We start from the raw sequence: 18610 nt of genomic DNA on the forward strand, positions 1-18610 counted from the left end.
TCGCGCATGCGCAGCCCGCGCTGCCACAATCACCGACGTGCCATTTCGCAACGTTGCCATCGTCGCCCACGTCGACCACGGAAAAACCACCCTGGTCGACGCGATGCTGCGGCAGTCAGGGGCGTTGACGCACCGCGGTGATGACACCCAGGAACGCATCATGGACAGCGGTGACCTCGAGAAAGAAAAGGGCATCACCATCCTGGCCAAGAACACCGCCGTGCACCGCCTTCACCCGGACGGGACCGTGACGGTGATCAACGTCATCGACACCCCCGGGCACGCCGACTTCGGCGGCGAGGTCGAACGCGGGCTGTCCATGGTGGACGGGGTGTTGCTGCTGGTCGACGCGTCGGAGGGGCCGCTGCCCCAGACGCGGTTCGTGCTGCGCAAGGCGCTGGCCGCGCACCTGCCGGTGATCCTCGTCGTCAACAAGACCGACCGGCCGGACGCGCGCATCGCCGAGGTGGTCGAAGCCAGCCACGACCTGCTGCTCGACGTCGCCTCGGACCTCGACGACGAGGCGGCCAAGGCGGCCGAACACGCGCTGGGGCTGCCGACGCTGTACGCGTCCGGTCGCGCGGGCATCGCGAGCACCGAACAGCCCGCCGACGGCGAGGTGCCCGCCGGCGACAACCTCGACCCGCTGTTCGACGTGTTGATGGAGCACATCCCGCCACCGTCGGGAGACCCGGAGGCACCGCTGCAGGCGTTGGTGACCAACCTCGACGCGTCGGCGTTCCTCGGGCGGCTCGCCCTGATCCGCATCTACAACGGCAAACTGCGCAAGGGTCAGCAGGTCGCCTGGATGCGGGAAGTCGACGGGCTGCCCGTCATCACCAGCGCCAAGATCACCGAGCTGCTCGCGACCGAGGGAGTCGAGCGCAGCGCCACCGACGAGGCGATCGCCGGCGACATCGTGGCCGTCGCGGGCCTGCCCGAGATCATGATCGGCGACACGCTGGCCGACCCCGATCACGCCCACGCGCTGCCGCGCATCACCGTCGACGAGCCGGCGATCTCGGTGACCATCGGCACCAACACCTCGCCGCTGGCGGGCAAGGTGCCCGGCCACAAGCTGACCGCGCGCATGGTCCGCAGCCGGCTGGACACCGAGCTGGTCGGCAACGTGTCCATCCGGGTCGTGGACATCGGCCGGCCCGACGCGTGGGAGGTGCAGGGCCGCGGCGAGCTCGCCCTGGCCGTGCTGGTCGAACAGATGCGCCGCGAGGGCTTCGAGCTCACGGTCGGCAAGCCGCAAGTGGTCACCAGAACGATCGACGGCAAGCTGCACGAGCCGTTCGAGGCGATGACGATCGACTGCCCCGAGGAGTTCGTCGGCGCGATCACCCAATTGATGGCGGGCCGCAAGGGCCGCATGGAGGACATGACCAACCACGCGGCCGGCTGGGTCCGGATGGACTTCATCGTGCCCAGCCGCGGCCTGATCGGCTTTCGCACCGACTTCCTCACCATCACCCGCGGCACCGGGATCGCCAACGCCGTGTTCGACGGTTACCGGCCGTGGGCGGGCGACATCCGCGCCCGCCACACCGGTTCCCTGGTCTCGGACCGTTCCGGCACCATCACGCCGTTCGCGATGATCCAACTCGCCGACCGTGGCCAGTTCTTCGTCGAACCCGGCCAAGACACCTACGAGGGCATGGTCGTCGGAATCAACCCGCGCGCTGAGGATCTCGACGTCAACGTCACCCGGGAAAAGAAACTCACCAACATGCGGTCGTCGACCGCCGACGTCATCGAGACCCTGGCCAGGCCGCTCGAGCTGGACCTCGAACAAGCCATGGAGTTCTGCGCGCACGACGAATGCGTCGAGGTGACCCCGGAGATCGTGCGCGTCCGCAAGGTCGAGCTGGACGCGACGGCCCGGGCCCGCAGCCGGGCGCGGGCCAAGGCCCGGGGTTAGGTCGTTGGGCCCTTGCGCCCGCGGGCGTGACGCCGTTGCCAAATCCGGCCCGGATTTCGGCGACGGCGCTCCGCTCGCCGAGCGTGCCGCGGCCGGTGCGCCCGATACCCTGATCGGCGTGCCGAGACGAGTTCGCCGCCTGCTCACCACCGTCGGCGTCGTCGTCGCGCTGGCCGGGCTGGCGCCGGCCGCGTGCACCGTCAAGCCTCCGCCGGCGCCGCAGAGCACCGACACGCCGCACAACTCGCCGCCGCCGCCGCAACGGGTCACGCAGATCATCATGGGCATCGACTCGATCGGCGCCGGATTCAACCCCCACCTGTTGTCGGACCTCTCGCCGGTGAACGCGGCGATCAGCGCGCTGGTGCTGCCCAGTGCGTTCCGGCCGGTGCCCGACACCAGCACGCCGACCGGGTCGCGCTGGGAGATGGATCCGACGCTGCTGGTGTCCGCGGAGGTGACCGCCCAGAACCCGTTCACCGTGACCTACAAGATCCGTCCCGAGGCGCAGTGGACGGACAACGCCCCGATCGCGGCCGACGACTTCTGGTACCTGTGGCGTCAGATGGTCAGCCAGCCCGGCGTGGTGGATCCGGCCGGCTACGACATGATCACCGGCGTGCAGTCGCTCGAGGGCGGCAAGCAGGCGGTGGTCACCTTCGCGCAGCCGTATCCGGCCTGGCGGGAGCTGTTCACCAACATCGTGCCCGCGCACATCGTCAAGGACGTGCCGGGCGGCTTCGCGGCCGGGCTGGCCCGGGCGCTGCCCGTCACCGGGGGCCAGTTCCGGGTGGAGAACATCGACCCGCAGCGCGACGAGATCCTGATCGCCCGCAACGACCGGTACTGGGGGCCGCCGGCCAAGCCCGCGCTCATCCTGTTCCGGCGTGCCGGCGCCCCGGCGGCACTGGCCGATTCGATGCGCAACGGCGACACACAGGTCGCCCAGGTGCACGGCGGGTCCGCGGCGTTCGCGCAGCTGTCGGCGATCCCCGACGTGCGGACCGCCCGGATCGTGACACCGCGGGTCATGCAGCTCACGCTGCGCGCGAACGAACCCAAACTGGCCGAAACCCAGGTCCGCAAGGCGATTCTGGGATTGCTCGACGTCGACCTGCTCGCGGCCGTGGGCGCCGGCAGCGACAACACCGTCACGCTGGACCAGGCGCAGATCCGCTCGCCCAGCGATCCCGGCTACGAGCCGACCGCGCCCCCGGCGATGACCACCACCGCGGCGCTGGGCTTGCTCACCGCCGCCGGGTTCGACGTCGAGAGCAACGGGCCGGTTTCGGAGGCGTCTTCCGTGCCCGCGTCGACGCCGGCCAGCACCGGACCGCCGGAAGTCGTCCGCGGCCGCATCAGCAGGGACGGCCACCAGTTGTCGCTCGTCATCGGAGTGGCGGCCAACGACCCGACGGCCGTCGCGGTGGCCAACACGGCCGCCGACCAGCTGCGCAACGTGGGCATCGCCGCGACGGTGCTGGCGCTGGATCCGGTGACGCTCTACCGAGACGCGCTCAACGACAACCGGGTCGACGCGGTCGTGGGCTGGCGCCAGGCGGGCGGCAACCTGGCGACGCTGCTGGAGTCGCGGTACGGCTGCCCGGCGCTGCAGTCGACGCAGATTCCGGCTCCCGCCGCCCCGACGAACCCGGCGGCCCGCGCGACGCCGTCCGGCGGGGCCGGTCCCAGGTCGACGGCGCCGCCGCCGAGCCCGGCACCGGAGCCAGGGGCGCTGGTGCAGGCGCCGTCGAACCTCACCGGCATCTGCGATCCCAGCATCCAGTCGAACATCGACGCCGCCCTCAACGGCACCAAGAACATCAACGACGTGATCACCGCCGTCGAGCCACGCCTGTGGAACATGGCAACGGTGCTGCCGATCCTGCAGGACACCACCATCGTCGCGGCCGGCCCCAGCGTGCAGAACGTCAGCCTCTCGGGGGCGGTGCCGGTGGGCATCGTCGGCGACGCTGGCCAGTGGGTGAAGACCGGGCCCTAGTCCCAAGGCCTAGTCGTCCTACGGCGGTCCGGCGCCGGCCCCGTCGCGGCAACAGCGGAAAACGAAGGTTTCCGGATAAAAGCCTGCATCGTGCGCGGGGGCGATATCATTTGGCCGTCCAAGGCTTGATGTCCGGGTCTTGGGGGGACGGCCATCATGCCACGCCTTCAGAAAGGTGCACGATGTCGTTCCTGACCGCTACGCCGGACATGGTATCTGCAGCCGCGTCGAACCTGGCGGGTATCGGGTCCACGCTGAACGAGGCCAACTCCGCGGCGGCGGCGGCAACGACCGGGGTGATGCCGCCGGCCCTCGACGAGGTATCGGCGACCGTCGCCTCCATGTTCGGGGCCCACGGCCAGGCGTACCAGGCGCTCAGCGCGCAGGCGGCGCAGTTCCATGCCCAGTTCGTGCAGGCACTGACCGCGGGGGCGAACGCGTACGCCGGCGCCGAGGCCAGCGCCGTCCAGGCGATGTAGGGTACGGATCCTGAGCCCGCGCAGGCGGTGTCGGCGGCGACGTCGGTGAGCGCAACGCAGATCCGCTCTAACACCGGCCTGATCACCCACCAAGTGAACCTCAACAATGCGTTGCTCACCAACTGTGGCCTCGACGCCTTCAACCTATTTGGGTCGGCACCGGCGAGCAAAGCATCAACAACTCGCCGGTGGGCCCGGCAACCAGACGCTGCTGACCGGCGGCAGCGCCCAGGTCTTCAACAGCGGGCAGATCGGCGGCCCGGTGGGTTCTGTCGACCAGACCCTCGCCGCCGGCGCCGACCTCGTCGGGTTGTTCACCGGCCAGTGATCGCCGGCCCCGGGTCGCGAATTTCTCGGCCCCGGAAACGAAGTGCTTCGGGCCGTTCAGCGGATATACACAAATTCGTTAGTGCAAATGACAATTTTCACCGTGCAATTGCGGCTACGCTTCGAGCTATCGCGATATCTGCACGAGCGGGCTGGTGGGATAGCGGTCACGTTTCGCTGAGCTGGGGAGGTACGGGGTGTCGTTTCTGATCGCAACGCCAGATGCCATGGCTGCGGCCGCATCTGACTTGGCGAACATCGGTTCTGCCATTGGGTCAGCAAATTCCGCGGCAGCGGTGGCGACGTCGGGCGTCCTGCCCGCGGCGGCCGATGAGGTGTCGGCCGAAATCGCCGCACTGTTCTCCGCGCACGCGGCGGGCTACCAGCAACTCAGCGCGCACGCGGCAGCGTTCCATCAGCAGTTCGTCGAGGCCATGAACCTGGGCGCGGCCACGTACGCGTCCGCCGAGACCAGCGTCGTCCAGACCATGGCGAGCGCGGTTCCCGCATTCGGGTTGGACCTGGGCGGTGCGCTCGGGGGCCTCGAGGCCAGCCTGGCCGCCGACATCTCCGGCCTCAGCGGTGCGCTCAACGCCGGCCTGTCGCTCAACCTCGCCGGGGGTCTTTCCGGAATGGCGCCTCTGGGGGCCGCCCTGACGGCGGACCTCAACGGTGGGCTGTCGGCGCTCGCGCAGACCGGCGCGTCGCTGACCAGCAGCCTGAACACCGGTCTTTCCGGCCTGGCCAACCTGGGTGTCGGGCTACCCGCCCTGTCGGGCGCGTTGACGGCCGGGCTGCCGGGGTTGCAGGCGACTCTGACCGGCGGGCTGGCCGGCCTGAACGCGGAGCTGAACGCGGCGCTCTCGGGCGGCCTCGGCGGCAGCCTATCGGGGCTGGGGCCGGTGGGGGCGATGCTGGCCGCGGACGTCAACGGCGCGTTGTCGACGCTGGCGCAGACCGGGGCCGCGCTGCCTGCCCTGGCGGGCGTGCTGGCCGCGGGCCTGCCCGGGCTGGCGGCCAGCCTCAGCGCGACGTTCCCGGCGCTGAGCGCGGACATCGCCGGTCTGGCGGGCATGCTCGGCCTCAACGCCGGCCTGTTCGCCGACGTGACGGCCGGGCTCGCCGGAATGGGTGCGCAGCTGAGCGCCTTCCTGACCGGTGGCCTCAGCGCCAGCCTGGCCGGCATTCCCGCCTTGCTGGGCACGTTGATCGCGCCGTGGCAGGCGCTGCTGACGGCGGCCTCGCCGGCCGCGTTCCTGGCCCAGCTGCAGGCGATGGAGATTGCGTTCAACACCAGCCTGATCAACGCCGAATTGGGCTTCAACGCCGCCCTGGTCGCCAACGAGGCGGGCCTGGAGCTCGCCCTGTTCGGCAACCTCGGCAACGGCGTGCTGAACAGCTTCTACAACTTCTGGAACCCGCTGCTGGGCGCCGGCGAGGCGACATTCGACGCCATCCTGGGGGCGCCGGTGGGGTTGGTTGGTACAGCCTTGATTCCCAGCCTTTTCGTGGGCACCAGCCCGAGCATCTTCGGCGCCGCGCTCGGCGGGCTGCTGGCCGCCGTGCCCGACAAGTTCCTGTGGGACCTCAACATCATCAGCGCGATCACCGGCGCGCTGACCGGAAACGGCGCGCTGTCGGCCACGTTGACCGGTGCGCTCTCCGGCGCGGGGCTGTCGGTGAGCGCCTTGCTCAACGGGTCGCTGTTCGCCGGTATTCCGACGACGGGGGCCGCGCTCATCGCGGCGCCGCTCGCCGGCCTGCAGGGGATCGGGTCGGCCGAGTTGGGCTTCTTCAACAACCTGGTCGGCATGGAGACCGCCTTCGACACGAACCTGCTGGCCAGCGAATTGACTTGGGAGGCAAGCACCTTCGGAGCCGGCGCGTTCAACGGAGCCCTCGATCGGCTCTTCAACGTCGCCAACCTGACCGTGCTCACCGGCCAGCAAGCCGTGAACGGCGTCCTGGGCGGTGCGGCGCTGCCGGCGTCCGGGGCCTTCGGACCGTACTTCCTGACCGGTAGCGCGACGCCGCTCGTACCCCAGGAGGTCCAGCTGATAGCACCTTCGCTGGCATCTTCTACACCGGTCTTCGACGGAGCCGGACCGTACGCGATCGGCGGCATCGAGGGCATCTTCGACCAGACCCTCGCGGCCGGCGTCGACCTCGCCGGAATGCTGTAATCCCTGGCGCGTTCAATTACCGCGGGCCGACGGCCTGGGCGGGATCACAGTGTCGACGATCAGGCCCAGCTCCCGCCGGGTCGGTGGCGACCCGGTGACCAGGCATTGGTGGTTGATCAAGGCCGGTCCGATGCGCGCGGTGAACGGGGTGATCGCGGCCGGGTCGAGGTCCCCGTCCGCGACGGCGGTGCGCAGGATCGCCTCGACGAGAGCCAGGCGCGGGCCGACCACGGCGTCGGCGAAGATGGCGCGCAACTCGGGCTCGTGGATGAGCTGGCCGATGATGTCCAGGCCGGGGAATCCGGTTTTGCCGGCCAGCACGTCGCGGTGCGCGGTGAACACCGCCAGCAGGTTCTCGCGGGCCGACCGGCCGGGGCGCGACTCGGGCAGCGACGGCAGGGCATACACCAGCGCGGCGTGCACCAGGTCGTGCTTGCTGCACCAGCGCCGGTACAGCGCCGCCTTGCCGGTGTGGGCGCGCGCCGCGATGCCCTCCATGGTCAGCCCGCCGTACCCGACGTCGGCCAATTCCGCCAGCGTGGCCTCGTAGAGCGCGCGTTCAAGGACCTCACCGCGTCGGCGGCCCCGGGCGCCGGCGGCGGGGGTGAGCTGCGGCATCGTTCGATAGTAGCCGTCGGCGTTCTCACATTCCGAAGAAACGGATAAGCAACGGAACCGACCACTATCTGGGCCGTGGGCGGAAGGGCGGTCCGGGTAGGGTGCGTGCATGCCTGAGTCCCCGCGGCTGTTGTTCGTCCATGCGCACCCCGATGACGAGACCATCGGCACCGGCGCCACCATCGCCCATTACGCCGCCCGCGGAGCGGAAGTGCGCGTCATCACCTGCACGCTCGGCGAGGAGGGCGAGGTCATCGGCGAGCGGTGGGCCGGGTTGGCCGTCGATCGCGCCGACCAACTCGGTGGCTACCGGGTCGCCGAATTGACCGCGGCTCTGCAGGCGCTGGGCGCCGGCGGACCCACCTACCTCGGCGGCGCCGGCCGCTGGCGCGACTCGGGCATGGTCGGCACCGAGAAGCGCCGGCACCAGCGGTTCATCGACGCCGACGAGCGCGAGGCCGTCGGGTCGCTGGTCGCCGTCATCCGCGACGTGCGCCCCCACGTCGTCGTGACCTACGACCCCCGGGGAGGCTACGGCCACCCCGACCACGTCCACGCCCACACCGTGACCACCGCCGCCGTCGCGGCCGCCGCCACGACCGACTATCCGGGCGAGCCGTGGCAGGTCCCGAAGTTCTACTGGTCGGTGTTCGCGCTGAGCGCCTTCCGGGCGGCCCGAGGCGAGCTGGGGCCCGAGGATCTGCAGCCGCACTGGGTGGTCCCGCCGGAGGACGCGTTCGCCTTCGGGTATGCCGACGAGGACATCGACGCCGTCGTGGAGGCGGGGCCGGAGGCCTGGGCGGCCAAGCGCGCGGCGCTGGCCGCGCATGCCACCCAGGTGGATCTCGGGCCGACCGGGCGGGCCTGCGCGCTGTCCAACAACATCGCGCTGCCGATCTCCGCGCATGAGCACTATGTGCTGGCCGCCGGCGCCGCGGGGGAGCGCGACGCGCGCGGTTGGGAAACGGATCTGCTTGCCGGGCTTGGTTTCACTGCGGGCTGACGCGGTAGGCTTCCGGGCAGGCGCCCCACGGAAGGAATTCGCATGGACCCTGACCTGGACCCTAATATGCAGCACTGGCAGGACCGACTCGACAGCTTTCAGTGGGTGATCGGTTCGATCCTCTCCCAGGTCGATAGCGTCCCGACCTGACCGCGACCAAGCCGGGCGCCGCGCCGGTTGAGGACGGCGCCGCAGACTCAGCTCTTCGCGTCGTCATCCTGACGCTGTTGGCCGTGGACGGTGTGCTGTCCGCGCTGGCCGGGGCGCTGCTGTTGCCTTCCTATATCGGTGCCGTCCCCTTTCCCGTCAGCGGGTTGGCTAGCGGGCTGGTCAATGCGGCCCTGGTGTGGGCCGCCGGCTCGTGGGCGAGGTCCCCGCGGGTGGCCGCGGTGCCGCTGTGGACATGGCTGATCACCGTCGCGTTCATCAGCATGGGCGGTCCCGCGGACGACGTGCTCCTGGGGGGCGAGGGTCTGATGCGTTACGGGGCGCTGCTGCTGATGGTGCTCGGCGTGACGCCGCCGGTGTTGGTGCTGTGGCGGCGCGGCTCGCCCGGTTGAGTTTTACGGCAGGTTCACCCCGAGCGGCGGGGGCGGCGGGAACAAGCTGCGGAACCAGTAGTTCTCGGTGGTGATGAACTGGTCGATCGACGCCATCGTGGCCGCAGAGATGTTGTTCAGCCCCTGGGTGAAACTGACTGTCCCATCCAGGAAGTCGATGGTGTTGAACAGGACGCTCTGCACGATGGGCTCGAACAGGTCGTAGAAGTAGTTGATCTGCGGTGCCAAGATGCCGATCAAGAACACCCATCTGACCGCGTAGGAGACGAGGTCGAAGCCGTACGACACCCACGGCTCGATGGCCAGGTAGGCGTTCTCTATCGCGGTACCGAGGGGCAGCAAGATGTTTGCGGCCGGCACCGCCGCGGCGCCGGCGACCGCGGCCGGCCCGAGCAGCGCGGCCGCGGCCGGTATTGCTGCCGCACCACTGCCGCCGAAAATCCCGGTGCCGAGCAGCCCGGCGACGCCGCCCCCCGCCGTCCACCCGGGGACGGATCCGATCAGGGGGTGCCCCAGCAGCATCTCGGCGGGCGTGTTGACCGCGTTCACCAAGGTCTGCACCGCGCTGGTCTCGGTGGACGCGTACGCGTTCGCCGCGGCGGTCAGCGCCTGGACGAACCGCTGGTGGAATTCCGACACCTGGGTGCTGAGCTGCTGATACCGAGCCGCATGTTCGGAGAACAGGGCGGCGATCTGCGTCGACACCTCGTCTCGGGCGGCGGCGAGGATGCCGGTCGTCGCCGGCGCCGCGGCGGCGTTGGCGGCGCTGATCGTCGCCCCGAGACCGGCCAGGTCCGACGCCGCGCCGGCCAGCGCCTCGGGCGCCGCGAACAACAAAGACACCGCGCATCCTCCAGGGTCTGAGTTTTGCTGTCCGGCAACCCGGTTTGCCGGCAACGGATTTGCTCGGATCGTAGCGCGATCGTGGTTGATTAGCCGGAAATGTCGGTAAAACCGCCACGCCCGGACACCTGGGCCGCGTCGCGCCGGGACGGTCGAGCGCAGCCGCGCGGCAGCCTGGCGCTACTGTTGCGCATATGGCACCGTTGCCCAGGGATTCGTGTTGGGACGCGCGGATGAAAATCGATCGTGGGGAAGTTACACCAAGGTGCCAATGAAACCGGGGACTCCGGGCCAGGAGCCCATCGCTCTGCCCAGCCCCGTCGTTCCGCCACAGCCCGGTGGGTCAGCGCTGCGCAGGGTGTTGCGCCGGGCCCGGGACGGCGTCGCGCTGAACCTCGAGGAGGCGGCGGTCGCGATGACCGCGCGCGGCGATGCCCTGGCCGACCTGTGCGCGAGCGCGGCGCGGGTCCGCGACGCGGGCCTGGACTCGGCGGGACGCCGCGGGCCCAACGGGCGGCTGCCGATCACGTACTCGCGCAAAGTCTTCATCCCGGTCACTCATCTGTGCCGCGATAGCTGCCACTACTGCACCTTCGTGGCCGCGCCGGGCAAGTTGCGCGCCCAGGGCGCGGGTATGTATCTCGAGCCGGACGAGATCCTGGACGTCGCTCGGCGTGGGGCCGAACTCGGTTGCAAGGAAGCCTTATTCACCCTCGGTGACCGGCCCGAGGACCGATGGCCCGAGGCCAGGGAGTGGCTGGCAGAGCGCGGTTACGATTCCACGCTGTCCTACGTGCGGGCGATGGCGATCGGCGTGCTGGAGGAGACCGGGCTGCTGCCGCACCTGAACCCCGGTGTCATGAGCTGGTCGGAGATGTCGCGGCTCAAGCCGGTGGCGCCGTCGATGGGCATGATGCTCGAGACGACGTCGCGGCGACTGTTCGAGACCAAAGGTCTTGCCCACTATGGCAGCCCGGACAAAGACCCGGCGGTGCGCCTGCGTGCACTCACCGACGCGGGTCGGCTGTCCATCCCGTTCACCACCGGTCTGCTGGTCGGCATCGGCGAGACGCTGGCCGAGCGTGCCGACACCTTGCACGCGATTCGGAAGTTGCACAAGGAATTCGGGCACGTCCAAGAAGTGATCGTGCAGAATTTCCGGGCCAAGCAACACACTGCGATGGCCGCGGTGCCCGACGCCGGGATCGAGGATTACCTGGCCACGGTGGCGGTTGCGCGGCTGGTGCTCGGCCCGGGCATGCGCATCCAGGCGCCGCCGAACCTGGTCTCGCGCGAGGAGTGCCGGGCGCTGATCGCCGCAGGCGTCGACGACTGGGGCGGTGTTTCGCCGCTGACGCCCGACCACGTGAACCCCGAACGGCCCTGGCCCGCTTTGGCGGAACTGGCCGCCGTCACCGCGGAGTCCGGGTACGACCTGGTGCAGCGGCTGACCGCCCAACCCCGATACGTGCAGGCGGGTGCGGCCTGGATCGATCCCCGGGTGCGGGGCCATGTGCTGGCGCTGGCCGATCCGGCTACCGGCCTGGCCCGCGACGTCAACCCGGTGGGGCTGCCCTGGCAGGAACCCGACGACGTGGAGTCTTCGGGGCGGGTGGACCTCAACGCGACCATCGACACCGAGGGGCGCACCACCGAAACCCGTGGCGACCTCGACAGCGCCTTCGGCGACTGGGAGTCGATCCGGGCGCACGTGCACGAGCTGGCCGCGCAGGGCGCCAAAGCGCCAGAACGCCTAGACACCGACGTGCTCGCCGCGCTGCGCTCGGCGGAGCGCGATCCCGCCGGCTGCACCGAAAGTGAGTACCTGGCGCTGGCCACCGCAGCGGGCTCCGCACTGGAAGCCGTTGCTGCACTCGCTGATTCGCTACGCCGCGACGCGGTCGGCGATGACGTGACCTTCGTGGTGAACCGCAACATCAACTTCACCAACATCTGTTACACCGGCTGCCGGTTCTGCGCGTTCGCTCAGCGCAAGGGCGACGCCGACGCGTATTCGCTGTCCACCGAGGAGGTCGCCGAGCGCGCGTGGGAGGCGCACGTGCAGGGCGCCACCGAGGTGTGCATGCAGGGCGGCATCGATCCCGAGCTGCCGGTGACCGGTTACGCCGAGCTGGTGCGCGCCGTCAAGGCCCGCGTGCCCTCGATGCACGTGCACGCGTTCTCCCCGATGGAGATCGCCAACGGTGTGACCAAGAGCGGGTTGAGCGTTCGCGAATGGCTGAGCAGCCTGCGCGAAGCCGGACTCGACACCATACCCGGCACCGCGGCCGAGATCCTGGACGACGAAGTGCGCTGGGTGCTCACCAAGGGCAAGCTGCCGACGTCACTGTGGATCGAGATCGTGACCACCGCGCACGAGGTGGGCCTGCGCTCCTCGTCGACGATGATGTACGGACACGTCGACACCCCGCGGCACTGGGTTGCCCACCTCAACGTGCTGCGCGACATCCAGGACCGCACCGGCGGCTTCACCGAGTTCGTACCGTTGCCTTTCGTGCACCAGAATTCGCCGTTGTACCTGGCCGGGGCGGCCCGTCCCGGACCCACCCTTCGCGACAACCGCGCGGTGCACGCGCTCGCACGGATCATGTTGCACGGCCGCATCTCGCACATCCAGACCAGCTGGGTAAAGCTCGGCGTGGAGCGCACCCGGGTGATGCTCAACGGCGGGGCCAACGACCTCGGCGGCACGCTGATGGAGGAGACCATCTCGAGGATGGCCGGCTCGGAACACGGATCCTCGAAGAGTGCGGCGGAGCTGGCCGCGATCGCCGAGGGCATTGGCCGTCCGGCGCGTCAGCGCACCACGACCTACGTCACCCAACTCGCATAGCGACCGGCTACTCAGCGGGTGCTGAGCAGCCGGTCGCTATGCGAGTTATCGGATCAGTAGTTGTTGCAGCTACCGGCGACCGACTGGACGACACCGAAGTACTGCGCGGCCTGCGGCATCGCCTGGATCTGAGCCGCCATCGCCGCACGCTGCGGCGGCGCGGAGGCGAGGAACTGACGCAGGTAGTTCTGCGCGATCGGCGACGAGTTCAGCTGAGCGGCCGCACCGGGCGAAGTCGCGTTGAGCGCCGCCATGACCTGCCCGTAGTTGCAGGTCGTGTTGATGATCGGATCCAGAGCGGGGTCCGCGGACGCGATCCCGGCCCCGGCAGTGAACGCCAACGCCACGCCACCGGCCACGGCAGCGATCTTGGCCAACGAAAGCTTCACCATTATGGACACCTTCCCCATTCAATGCACCGTCGACAGACGGCGACGACGACTGCCCAAACGGTGTCGTCTCGGTCGAGATTACCAGTCCGTGCGGGCGTTCTTCTATCGTACGGCTTTTCGGAAAGTGGCTTTCGAATGTGACAAACGGGAGGTCAGGGGCGCGGCGATGTCCGTCACATTTGCGCTGCTGGACGCCCTGGCGGGCGCCTGAGAGCCCGCGTGGGAAGACACGGCTGCGAGCCGAAGGGCGTGCCATGTGGTCGACGTGTGTGCGACGTTTAGTATCAGTAACCGAAACGCCCGCCTACCGGCACCGAGCGGCCTGCGGCGAGCCGACAACAGCAGCCCACATTGATCAGTACGAGGAGACGTCTGTGACGTACACGATCGCCGAACCCTGCGTCGACATCAAAGACAAGGCGTGTATCGAGGAGTGCCCGGTCGACTGCATCTACGAGGGTGCTCGGATGATGTACATCCACCCCGACGAATGCGTCGACTGCGGGGCATGCGAACCGGTCTGCCCCGTCGAAGCGATCTACTACGAAGACGATGTGCCCGACCAGTGGAGCCAGTACACGCAGATCAACGCCGACTTCTTCGCCGAGCTGGGCTCGCCCGGCGGCGCGGCCAAGGTCGGCATGACCGAGAACGACCCGCAGGTGGTCAAGGACCTGCCGCCGCAGGGCGAAGGCGACTGAGCGGGGCGGTGCCGCCGGCGCGCGCCAAGGTGTCGGCGTCGCTGCCGGAGTTTCCCTGGGACACGCTGGCCGAGGCGAAGGCTTTGGCGGCGGCCCACCCGGACGGGATCGTCGACTTGTCCGTCGGCACGCCGGTCGATCCGGTCGCACCGGTGATCCGGCGGGCGCTGACGGCGGCCGGATCGGCGCCGGGGTATCCCACGACCGCCGGCACCCCGGGCCTGCGCGCGTCGGTGGCGGCGGCGCTGTCGCGACGCTTCGGCGTCACCGGGCTCGGTGCGGCGGCGGTGCTGCCGGTGATCGGCAGCAAGGAGCTCATCGCCTGGCTGCCGACGCTACTGGGCCTCGGGGCTCCGGACGTCGTGGCGGTGCCTGAGCTGGCCTACCCGACGTACGAAGTCGGTGCCCGCCTGGCCGGAGCGCAGGTGTTGCGCGCCGACTCGCTGACCCAGTTGGGCCCGCAGACCCCGGCGCTGATCTACCTGAACTCGCCGAGCAACCCGACGGGACGCGTCCTGGGCGTCGAGCACCTGCGCAAGGTCATCGGCTGGGCGCGCGAGCGCGGTTCCGTCGTGGCCTCCGACGAGTGCTACCTGGGCCTGGGCTGGGACGCCGAGGCCCCGCGCCCCCTGTCGGTGCTGCACCCGTCGGTCTGCGACGGCGACCACACCGGTCTGCTGGCGATCCATTCGCTGTCGAAGAGTTCGTCGCTGGCCGGCTACCGGGCGGGTTTCGTCGCCGGGGACCCGGAGCTGGTCGCGGAGCTGCTGGCCGTGCGCAAGCACGCCGGGATGATGGTCCCGACGCCGGTGCAGGCGGCGATGGTGGCCGCCCTCGACGACGACGAGCACGAGGATGCGCAGCGCGAACGGTACCGGCGGCGCCGCGACGCGCTGCTGCCGGCGCTGCGGGCGGCGGGTTTCCGCATCGACCACTCCGAGGCGGGCCTGTACCTGTGGGCCACCCGCGACGAGCCGTGCCGGGACAGCGTCACCTGGCTGGCCACTCGCGGGATCCTGGTGGCGCCCGGCGACTTCTACGGCCCGGCGGGAGCGCGGCATGTGCGGGTCGCGCTGACCGCGGCCGACGAACGGGTCGCCGCGGCGGTGGAACGGCTCACCTAGCCGAGGTGCACAGGGACTGCCGCAGCCTGGGTGAAGATGTGGTGGTGACTATTTCGACGGACAAGCCACGCATTCCCCTGTCGATCGGGGACATCGCCAAGCGCGTCTTCCTGGGGAAGCCGCTGATCACCGAGGACCTCGGCTCCGAGAAGTTGTCGAATCCGGTTGCCCTCGGCGCGCTGTCACCCGACGCGGTCTCGTCCGTCGCCTACGGCCCGGAACAGATCTTGAACGAGCTGCTGCCGCACGCCGGGCTGGCCGCCTTCGTGTTGCTGCTTCCCATCACCGGTGTCATCCTGCTGATCCTGGTGCTCGTGGCCGCGTCGTATCGGCAGGTCGTGATGGCCTATACGCGGGCCGGCGGCTCCTACATCGTCGCGCGCGACAACTTTGGGCCCAAGGTGGCGCAGGTCGCCGCCGCGGCGCTGCTGATCGACTACGTGGTCACCGTCGCGGTGCAGTCGGCGGCCGGGACGGTGGCGGTGGCGTCCGCGGTCCCGGCGCTGGGTCCCCACAGCCTGGAACTCACTGTCGGCGTGGTGCTGGTGATCTGCTACGCGAACCTGCGCGGCTTGCGCGAGGCCGGGCTGCCGTTCGCCGTGGCGACGTACGCCTTCGTCGTCATGGTCGGTCTGATGATCGTCGTCGGCGTGATCCGGGCGACCGTCGGGAACCTGCCGGTATACGATCCTGCGCGGCTGCCGGGAACGGTGCCGCTGCATCAGGGTGGCGCGTTGGTGATGGGCGCCACGATCCTGACCGTGCTGCGTGCGTTCGCCAACGGGGGTTCGTCACTGACCGGGGTCGAGGCCATCTCCAACACGGTCGACTACTTCCGAAAGCCACAGGGCCGCAATGCGCGTCGGGTCCTCACCGTGATGGCCACCATCCTGGGCCTGCTGCTGGCCGGTGTCGCCTACCTCGCCCACGTCACGCACGCCACACCGTATCTGGACGAGTACCCGTCGGTGTTGTCACAGGTCGGTCGGGCGGTGTTCGGCAACGGGGTGGTCGGCGACATCTGCTATGTCCTGGTCCAGGCCTCGACCGCCGCCATCTTGTTCACCGGGGCCAACACCAGCTTCAACGGCTTCCCGGCGCTGGCCAGCTTCGTCGCCGAGGACCGTTTCCTGCCGCGACAGCTGATGAAACGCGGCCACCGGTTGGTGTTCTCCAACGGGATCATCACGCTCACCGCGCTGTCGGTGCTGCTGCTGGTGGCGACCGGCGGCTCGGTGGGCGCGCTGGTCCCCTTCTATGCGATCGGCGTGTTCACCGGGTTCTCGATGGCCGGCTACGGGATGACCAAACATCATCTGACCCATCGTGACCCGGGCTGGCGAAGGCGGCTAGCGATCAACCTGTCCGCCGGGATCCTCTCCACGGTCGTGGTGGTCATCTTCGCGGTGGCCAAGTTCACCGAGGGTGCGTGGCTGGTGGTGGTCATCTTCCCCCTGCTGGTGTTCGCGCTGACCCGGCTCAACCGCGAATATCGTTCCGAAGCAGCCATTCTCGAGATGTTCCGCACCGACCGCCCCGAGCTGGTGAAATACGCGCGGCACCGGGCGTTCGTGTTCGTGGACTCGGTGGACCTGGCGGTGATCGAAGCGCTGCGCTACGGGAGGGGACTGCGCGCCGACGAGCTGACTGCGGTCCACTTCATGGTCGACGCGGCCCACGCCGCGCAACTGCGGAAGCGCTGGGATCACTTCGAACTCGACACCCCGCTGCGGATCGTGGACGTCCCGGACCGGCGGGTCACCCGGGCGGCCCAGGTGTTCGTCGTCAAAGTCCGCGACGAACATCCGGACACCAACGTGACGGTGCTGCTGCCTCGCCGCACGTACGCCCGGCTGCTGGGCCGGCTGCTGCATGACCGTACCGCCGACAAGATCGCGCAGGCAGTCAGCGTCATCCCGGACGCGGCGGCCACGATCGTGCCCTACGATGTGGAATCGCGCATCAGGGAGGCCTACCCCGACGAGTTCGAGCAGCGGCTCGCGCACGAGATCGACAAGCTGCGGGCGTGGGTGTCCCAGGCCAACGAAGAGCAGCTCGAGGCCTACGCGCGTCCGGAGCGGCCGCCGTCGGTGATCACGGTGGCGGGGCTGATCCCGGGGCAGCGCGGGACGGTCGAGGGTCGGGTCAGCGAGGTCCAGGACATCAGCGAACGCAGGCGGACCCTACGGCAGGTCATCGTCGGCGACAGCAGCGGGGAGCTGACCGTCACTTTCCGCCCGGGGCACGGCGGCGCGGACATCGAACCCGGCCAGCTGCTGCGGATCACCGGGAAGGCACGCCGCAGCGCCGACCGGTCGATCTCGATGGTCGACCCGGCCTATCACGTGATCGGGGGCCCGGCGGAGGTCACCGAATCGGACGGCGCCGAACGGCCCGGCTGAGCGCGCTCACCCGCCGTAGGGCGGGCGCGGCATCGTGAAACGCCGGCGTCCGTTGCGCAGAACGACACTGCTCGCGGGTTCGGATCTCCCGGTCGGCATGGCGCCCACCATGTTCGACGGCTGGTGCGCCGCTGCGGCCGGGACGGCCCGGAACTCGTTTTCCGACAACGCGACAGTCCGAACTGCCGAGCCGTCGGCGGGGCTGGCCGTCACCCAGCTCGACGGGACCGACAGTTTTCCCACCGCCGCCGCCTGTCCCGCTTGCGCCACCACCGGACCTCGGGCGCCCACGGCGCCGGCCTTGGCCGCCGATTTGGCGGCGATCTTGGCCAGCTGGCGGTTGAGCAGGGTGTAGCCGGTTCCGTAATGGCCCGCCGAGAAGATCGTGTACGGAATCTCGTACATGACTCTTCCTGGGCCCAGCAGCGTGTCGAGGTAGGAGAAGGCGGTGACCAGCGGCGTGGACCCCAACAAGGCTGCCGGATTCGCCGTCGAAGTGTTCGTTGCCACTCCGGTGGCGAGGGTCTGCAGCTGTTGCGGCAGAGTGGCCATCAGCTCGGAAACGGTGGCCTGAGTCTCTCCGGCCGAGGTGCCGGTGGCCTGCGACACCGCGGCCGCCTGTTCGCCCGGGCCCGCGGCGCTGGTGGTCTGCGGCGGCTGATCGAACGGTGTCAGCGCGGTCGCGGCCGACGACGACGCGGCATAGCCGTACATCGCGGCGGCATCCTGCGCCCACATCTCGGCGTATTGTGCCTCGGTGGCCGCGATCGCCGGCGTGTTCTGTCCGAAGAAATTGGTCGCGACCAGTACGGCCAACTGAATGCGGTTGGCGGCCACGACCCCCGGCGGGACCGTGGCGGCGAATGCCGCCTCGAACGCGGCCGCCGCGGCCCGCGCCTGCCCGGCGGCCTGCTCGACCTGGCCGGCTGTCGCCGTCGCCCACGCGACGTAGGGTTCGACCGCGCCCGCCATCGTGAACGAGGCGCCCCCGGCCCAAAGGCCTTGCAGCTCCGACAGTGTCGAGGCGTATCCGGCGGCGTAGGACTCCAGTTGGGCGGCCAGTGCGTCCCAGCTCGCCGCCGCCGCCATCATCGGCGCCGAGCCCGGCCCGGAATACATTCGTGCCGAGTTGATCTCGGGTGGCAACGCCCCGAAATCAAACATCGGCATTCCTTTCTCAACCGTCGGTCAAGGA

At 69.6% G+C, this 18610-nt stretch carries 14 protein-coding genes and 1 pseudogene; 11 read left to right on the forward strand and 4 right to left on the reverse strand.

Going from position 1 to position 18610, the window contains the following annotated elements:
* Nucleotides 1-37 precede the first annotated feature (37 nt).
* The 5 genes and pseudogenes from typA (at nt 38) to AB8998_RS08535 (ending at nt 6918) form a co-directional block, all read left to right on the forward strand.
* Nucleotides 38-1927 carry a translational GTPase TypA gene (typA, locus tag AB8998_RS08515; RefSeq protein ID WP_369737476.1) on the forward strand — a complete coding sequence of 630 codons (1890 nt, stop codon included), beginning with the start codon at nt 38-40 and terminating at the stop codon, nt 1925-1927.
* A gap of 112 nt (nt 1928-2039) precedes the next feature.
* Complete coding sequence (locus AB8998_RS08520; RefSeq protein WP_369741476.1) at nt 2040-3929, forward strand: ABC transporter family substrate-binding protein; 1890 nt, start codon at nt 2040-2042, stop codon at nt 3927-3929.
* Between the two features lie 182 nt (nt 3930-4111).
* Nucleotides 4112-4396 (forward strand): annotated as a pseudogene (locus AB8998_RS08525) (PE family protein); the annotation flags it as partial.
* Between the two features lie 160 nt (nt 4397-4556).
* Nucleotides 4557-4736 carry a hypothetical protein gene (locus AB8998_RS08530; RefSeq protein WP_369737477.1) on the forward strand — a complete coding sequence of 60 codons (180 nt, stop codon included), beginning with the start codon at nt 4557-4559 and terminating at the stop codon, nt 4734-4736.
* A 196-nt stretch (nt 4737-4932) separates the two neighbouring features.
* Entirely contained in the window at nt 4933-6918 is a 1986-nt protein-coding gene (locus tag AB8998_RS08535; protein WP_369737478.1) for a PE domain-containing protein, read from the forward strand.
* A 12-nt stretch (nt 6919-6930) separates the two neighbouring features.
* Here the strand turns inward: AB8998_RS08535 and AB8998_RS08540 are convergent, their stop codons facing one another.
* Nucleotides 6931-7536, reverse strand: coding sequence for a TetR/AcrR family transcriptional regulator (locus AB8998_RS08540; protein ID WP_369737479.1), 606 nt, complete (start codon nt 7534-7536; stop codon nt 6931-6933).
* Nucleotides 7537-7645: 109 nt separating this feature from the next.
* Here AB8998_RS08540 and mshB point away from each other — a divergent pair, with 109 nt between their 5' ends.
* Together mshB and AB8998_RS08550 are read left to right on the forward strand one after the other, a co-directional pair.
* Nucleotides 7646-8539 carry an N-acetyl-1-D-myo-inositol-2-amino-2-deoxy-alpha-D-glucopyranoside deacetylase gene (gene mshB / locus AB8998_RS08545; protein ID WP_369737480.1) on the forward strand — a complete coding sequence of 298 codons (894 nt, stop codon included), beginning with the start codon at nt 7646-7648 and terminating at the stop codon, nt 8537-8539.
* 146 nt (nt 8540-8685) lie between these two features.
* Nucleotides 8686-9099: a hypothetical protein gene (locus AB8998_RS08550; RefSeq protein WP_369741477.1), complete on the forward strand. Its 414-nt coding sequence runs from the start codon at nt 8686-8688 to the stop codon at nt 9097-9099.
* A gap of 3 nt (nt 9100-9102) precedes the next feature.
* Here the strand turns inward: AB8998_RS08550 and AB8998_RS08555 are convergent, their stop codons facing one another.
* On the reverse strand, nt 9103-9942 hold the full coding sequence (locus tag AB8998_RS08555) for a PE family protein (protein ID WP_369737481.1): 840 nt from the start codon (nt 9940-9942) through the stop codon (nt 9103-9105).
* Nucleotides 9943-10213: 271 nt separating this feature from the next.
* Between AB8998_RS08555 and AB8998_RS08560 the strand changes: the two genes are divergently transcribed.
* Nucleotides 10214-12796, forward strand: a complete 2583-nt coding sequence (locus tag AB8998_RS08560; protein WP_369737482.1) for a bifunctional FO biosynthesis protein CofGH — start codon at nt 10214-10216, stop codon at nt 12794-12796.
* A 53-nt stretch (nt 12797-12849) separates the two neighbouring features.
* On the opposite strand, the gene AB8998_RS08565 is transcribed toward AB8998_RS08560, so the two are convergent.
* Entirely contained in the window at nt 12850-13185 is a 336-nt protein-coding gene (locus AB8998_RS08565) for a hemophore-related protein (protein ID WP_369741478.1), read from the reverse strand.
* A 377-nt stretch (nt 13186-13562) separates the two neighbouring features.
* Here AB8998_RS08565 and fdxA point away from each other — a divergent pair, with 377 nt between their 5' ends.
* From fdxA to AB8998_RS08580, 3 genes are read left to right on the forward strand one after another with little or no spacing between them, the layout of a single operon-like run.
* Nucleotides 13563-13889, forward strand: a complete 327-nt coding sequence (gene fdxA / locus AB8998_RS08570) for a ferredoxin (protein ID WP_369737483.1) — start codon at nt 13563-13565, stop codon at nt 13887-13889.
* Between the two features lie 29 nt (nt 13890-13918).
* On the forward strand, nt 13919-15013 hold the full coding sequence (gene dapC / locus AB8998_RS08575; protein ID WP_369741479.1) for a succinyldiaminopimelate transaminase: 1095 nt from the start codon (nt 13919-13921) through the stop codon (nt 15011-15013).
* Nucleotides 15014-15057: 44 nt separating this feature from the next.
* Nucleotides 15058-17415, forward strand: coding sequence for an APC family permease (locus tag AB8998_RS08580; RefSeq protein WP_369737484.1), 2358 nt, complete (start codon nt 15058-15060; stop codon nt 17413-17415).
* Between the two features lie 6 nt (nt 17416-17421).
* Here the strand turns inward: AB8998_RS08580 and AB8998_RS08585 are convergent, their stop codons facing one another.
* A complete protein-coding gene (locus tag AB8998_RS08585) occupies nt 17422-18579 on the reverse strand; it encodes a PPE family protein (protein WP_369737485.1) in 1158 nt (385 codons plus the stop codon).
* Nucleotides 18580-18610 lie beyond the last annotated feature (31 nt).

Source organism: Mycobacterium sp. HUMS_12744610 (genome assembly GCF_041206865.1).
GTDB lineage: Bacteria > Actinomycetota > Actinomycetes > Mycobacteriales > Mycobacteriaceae > Mycobacterium > Mycobacterium servetii.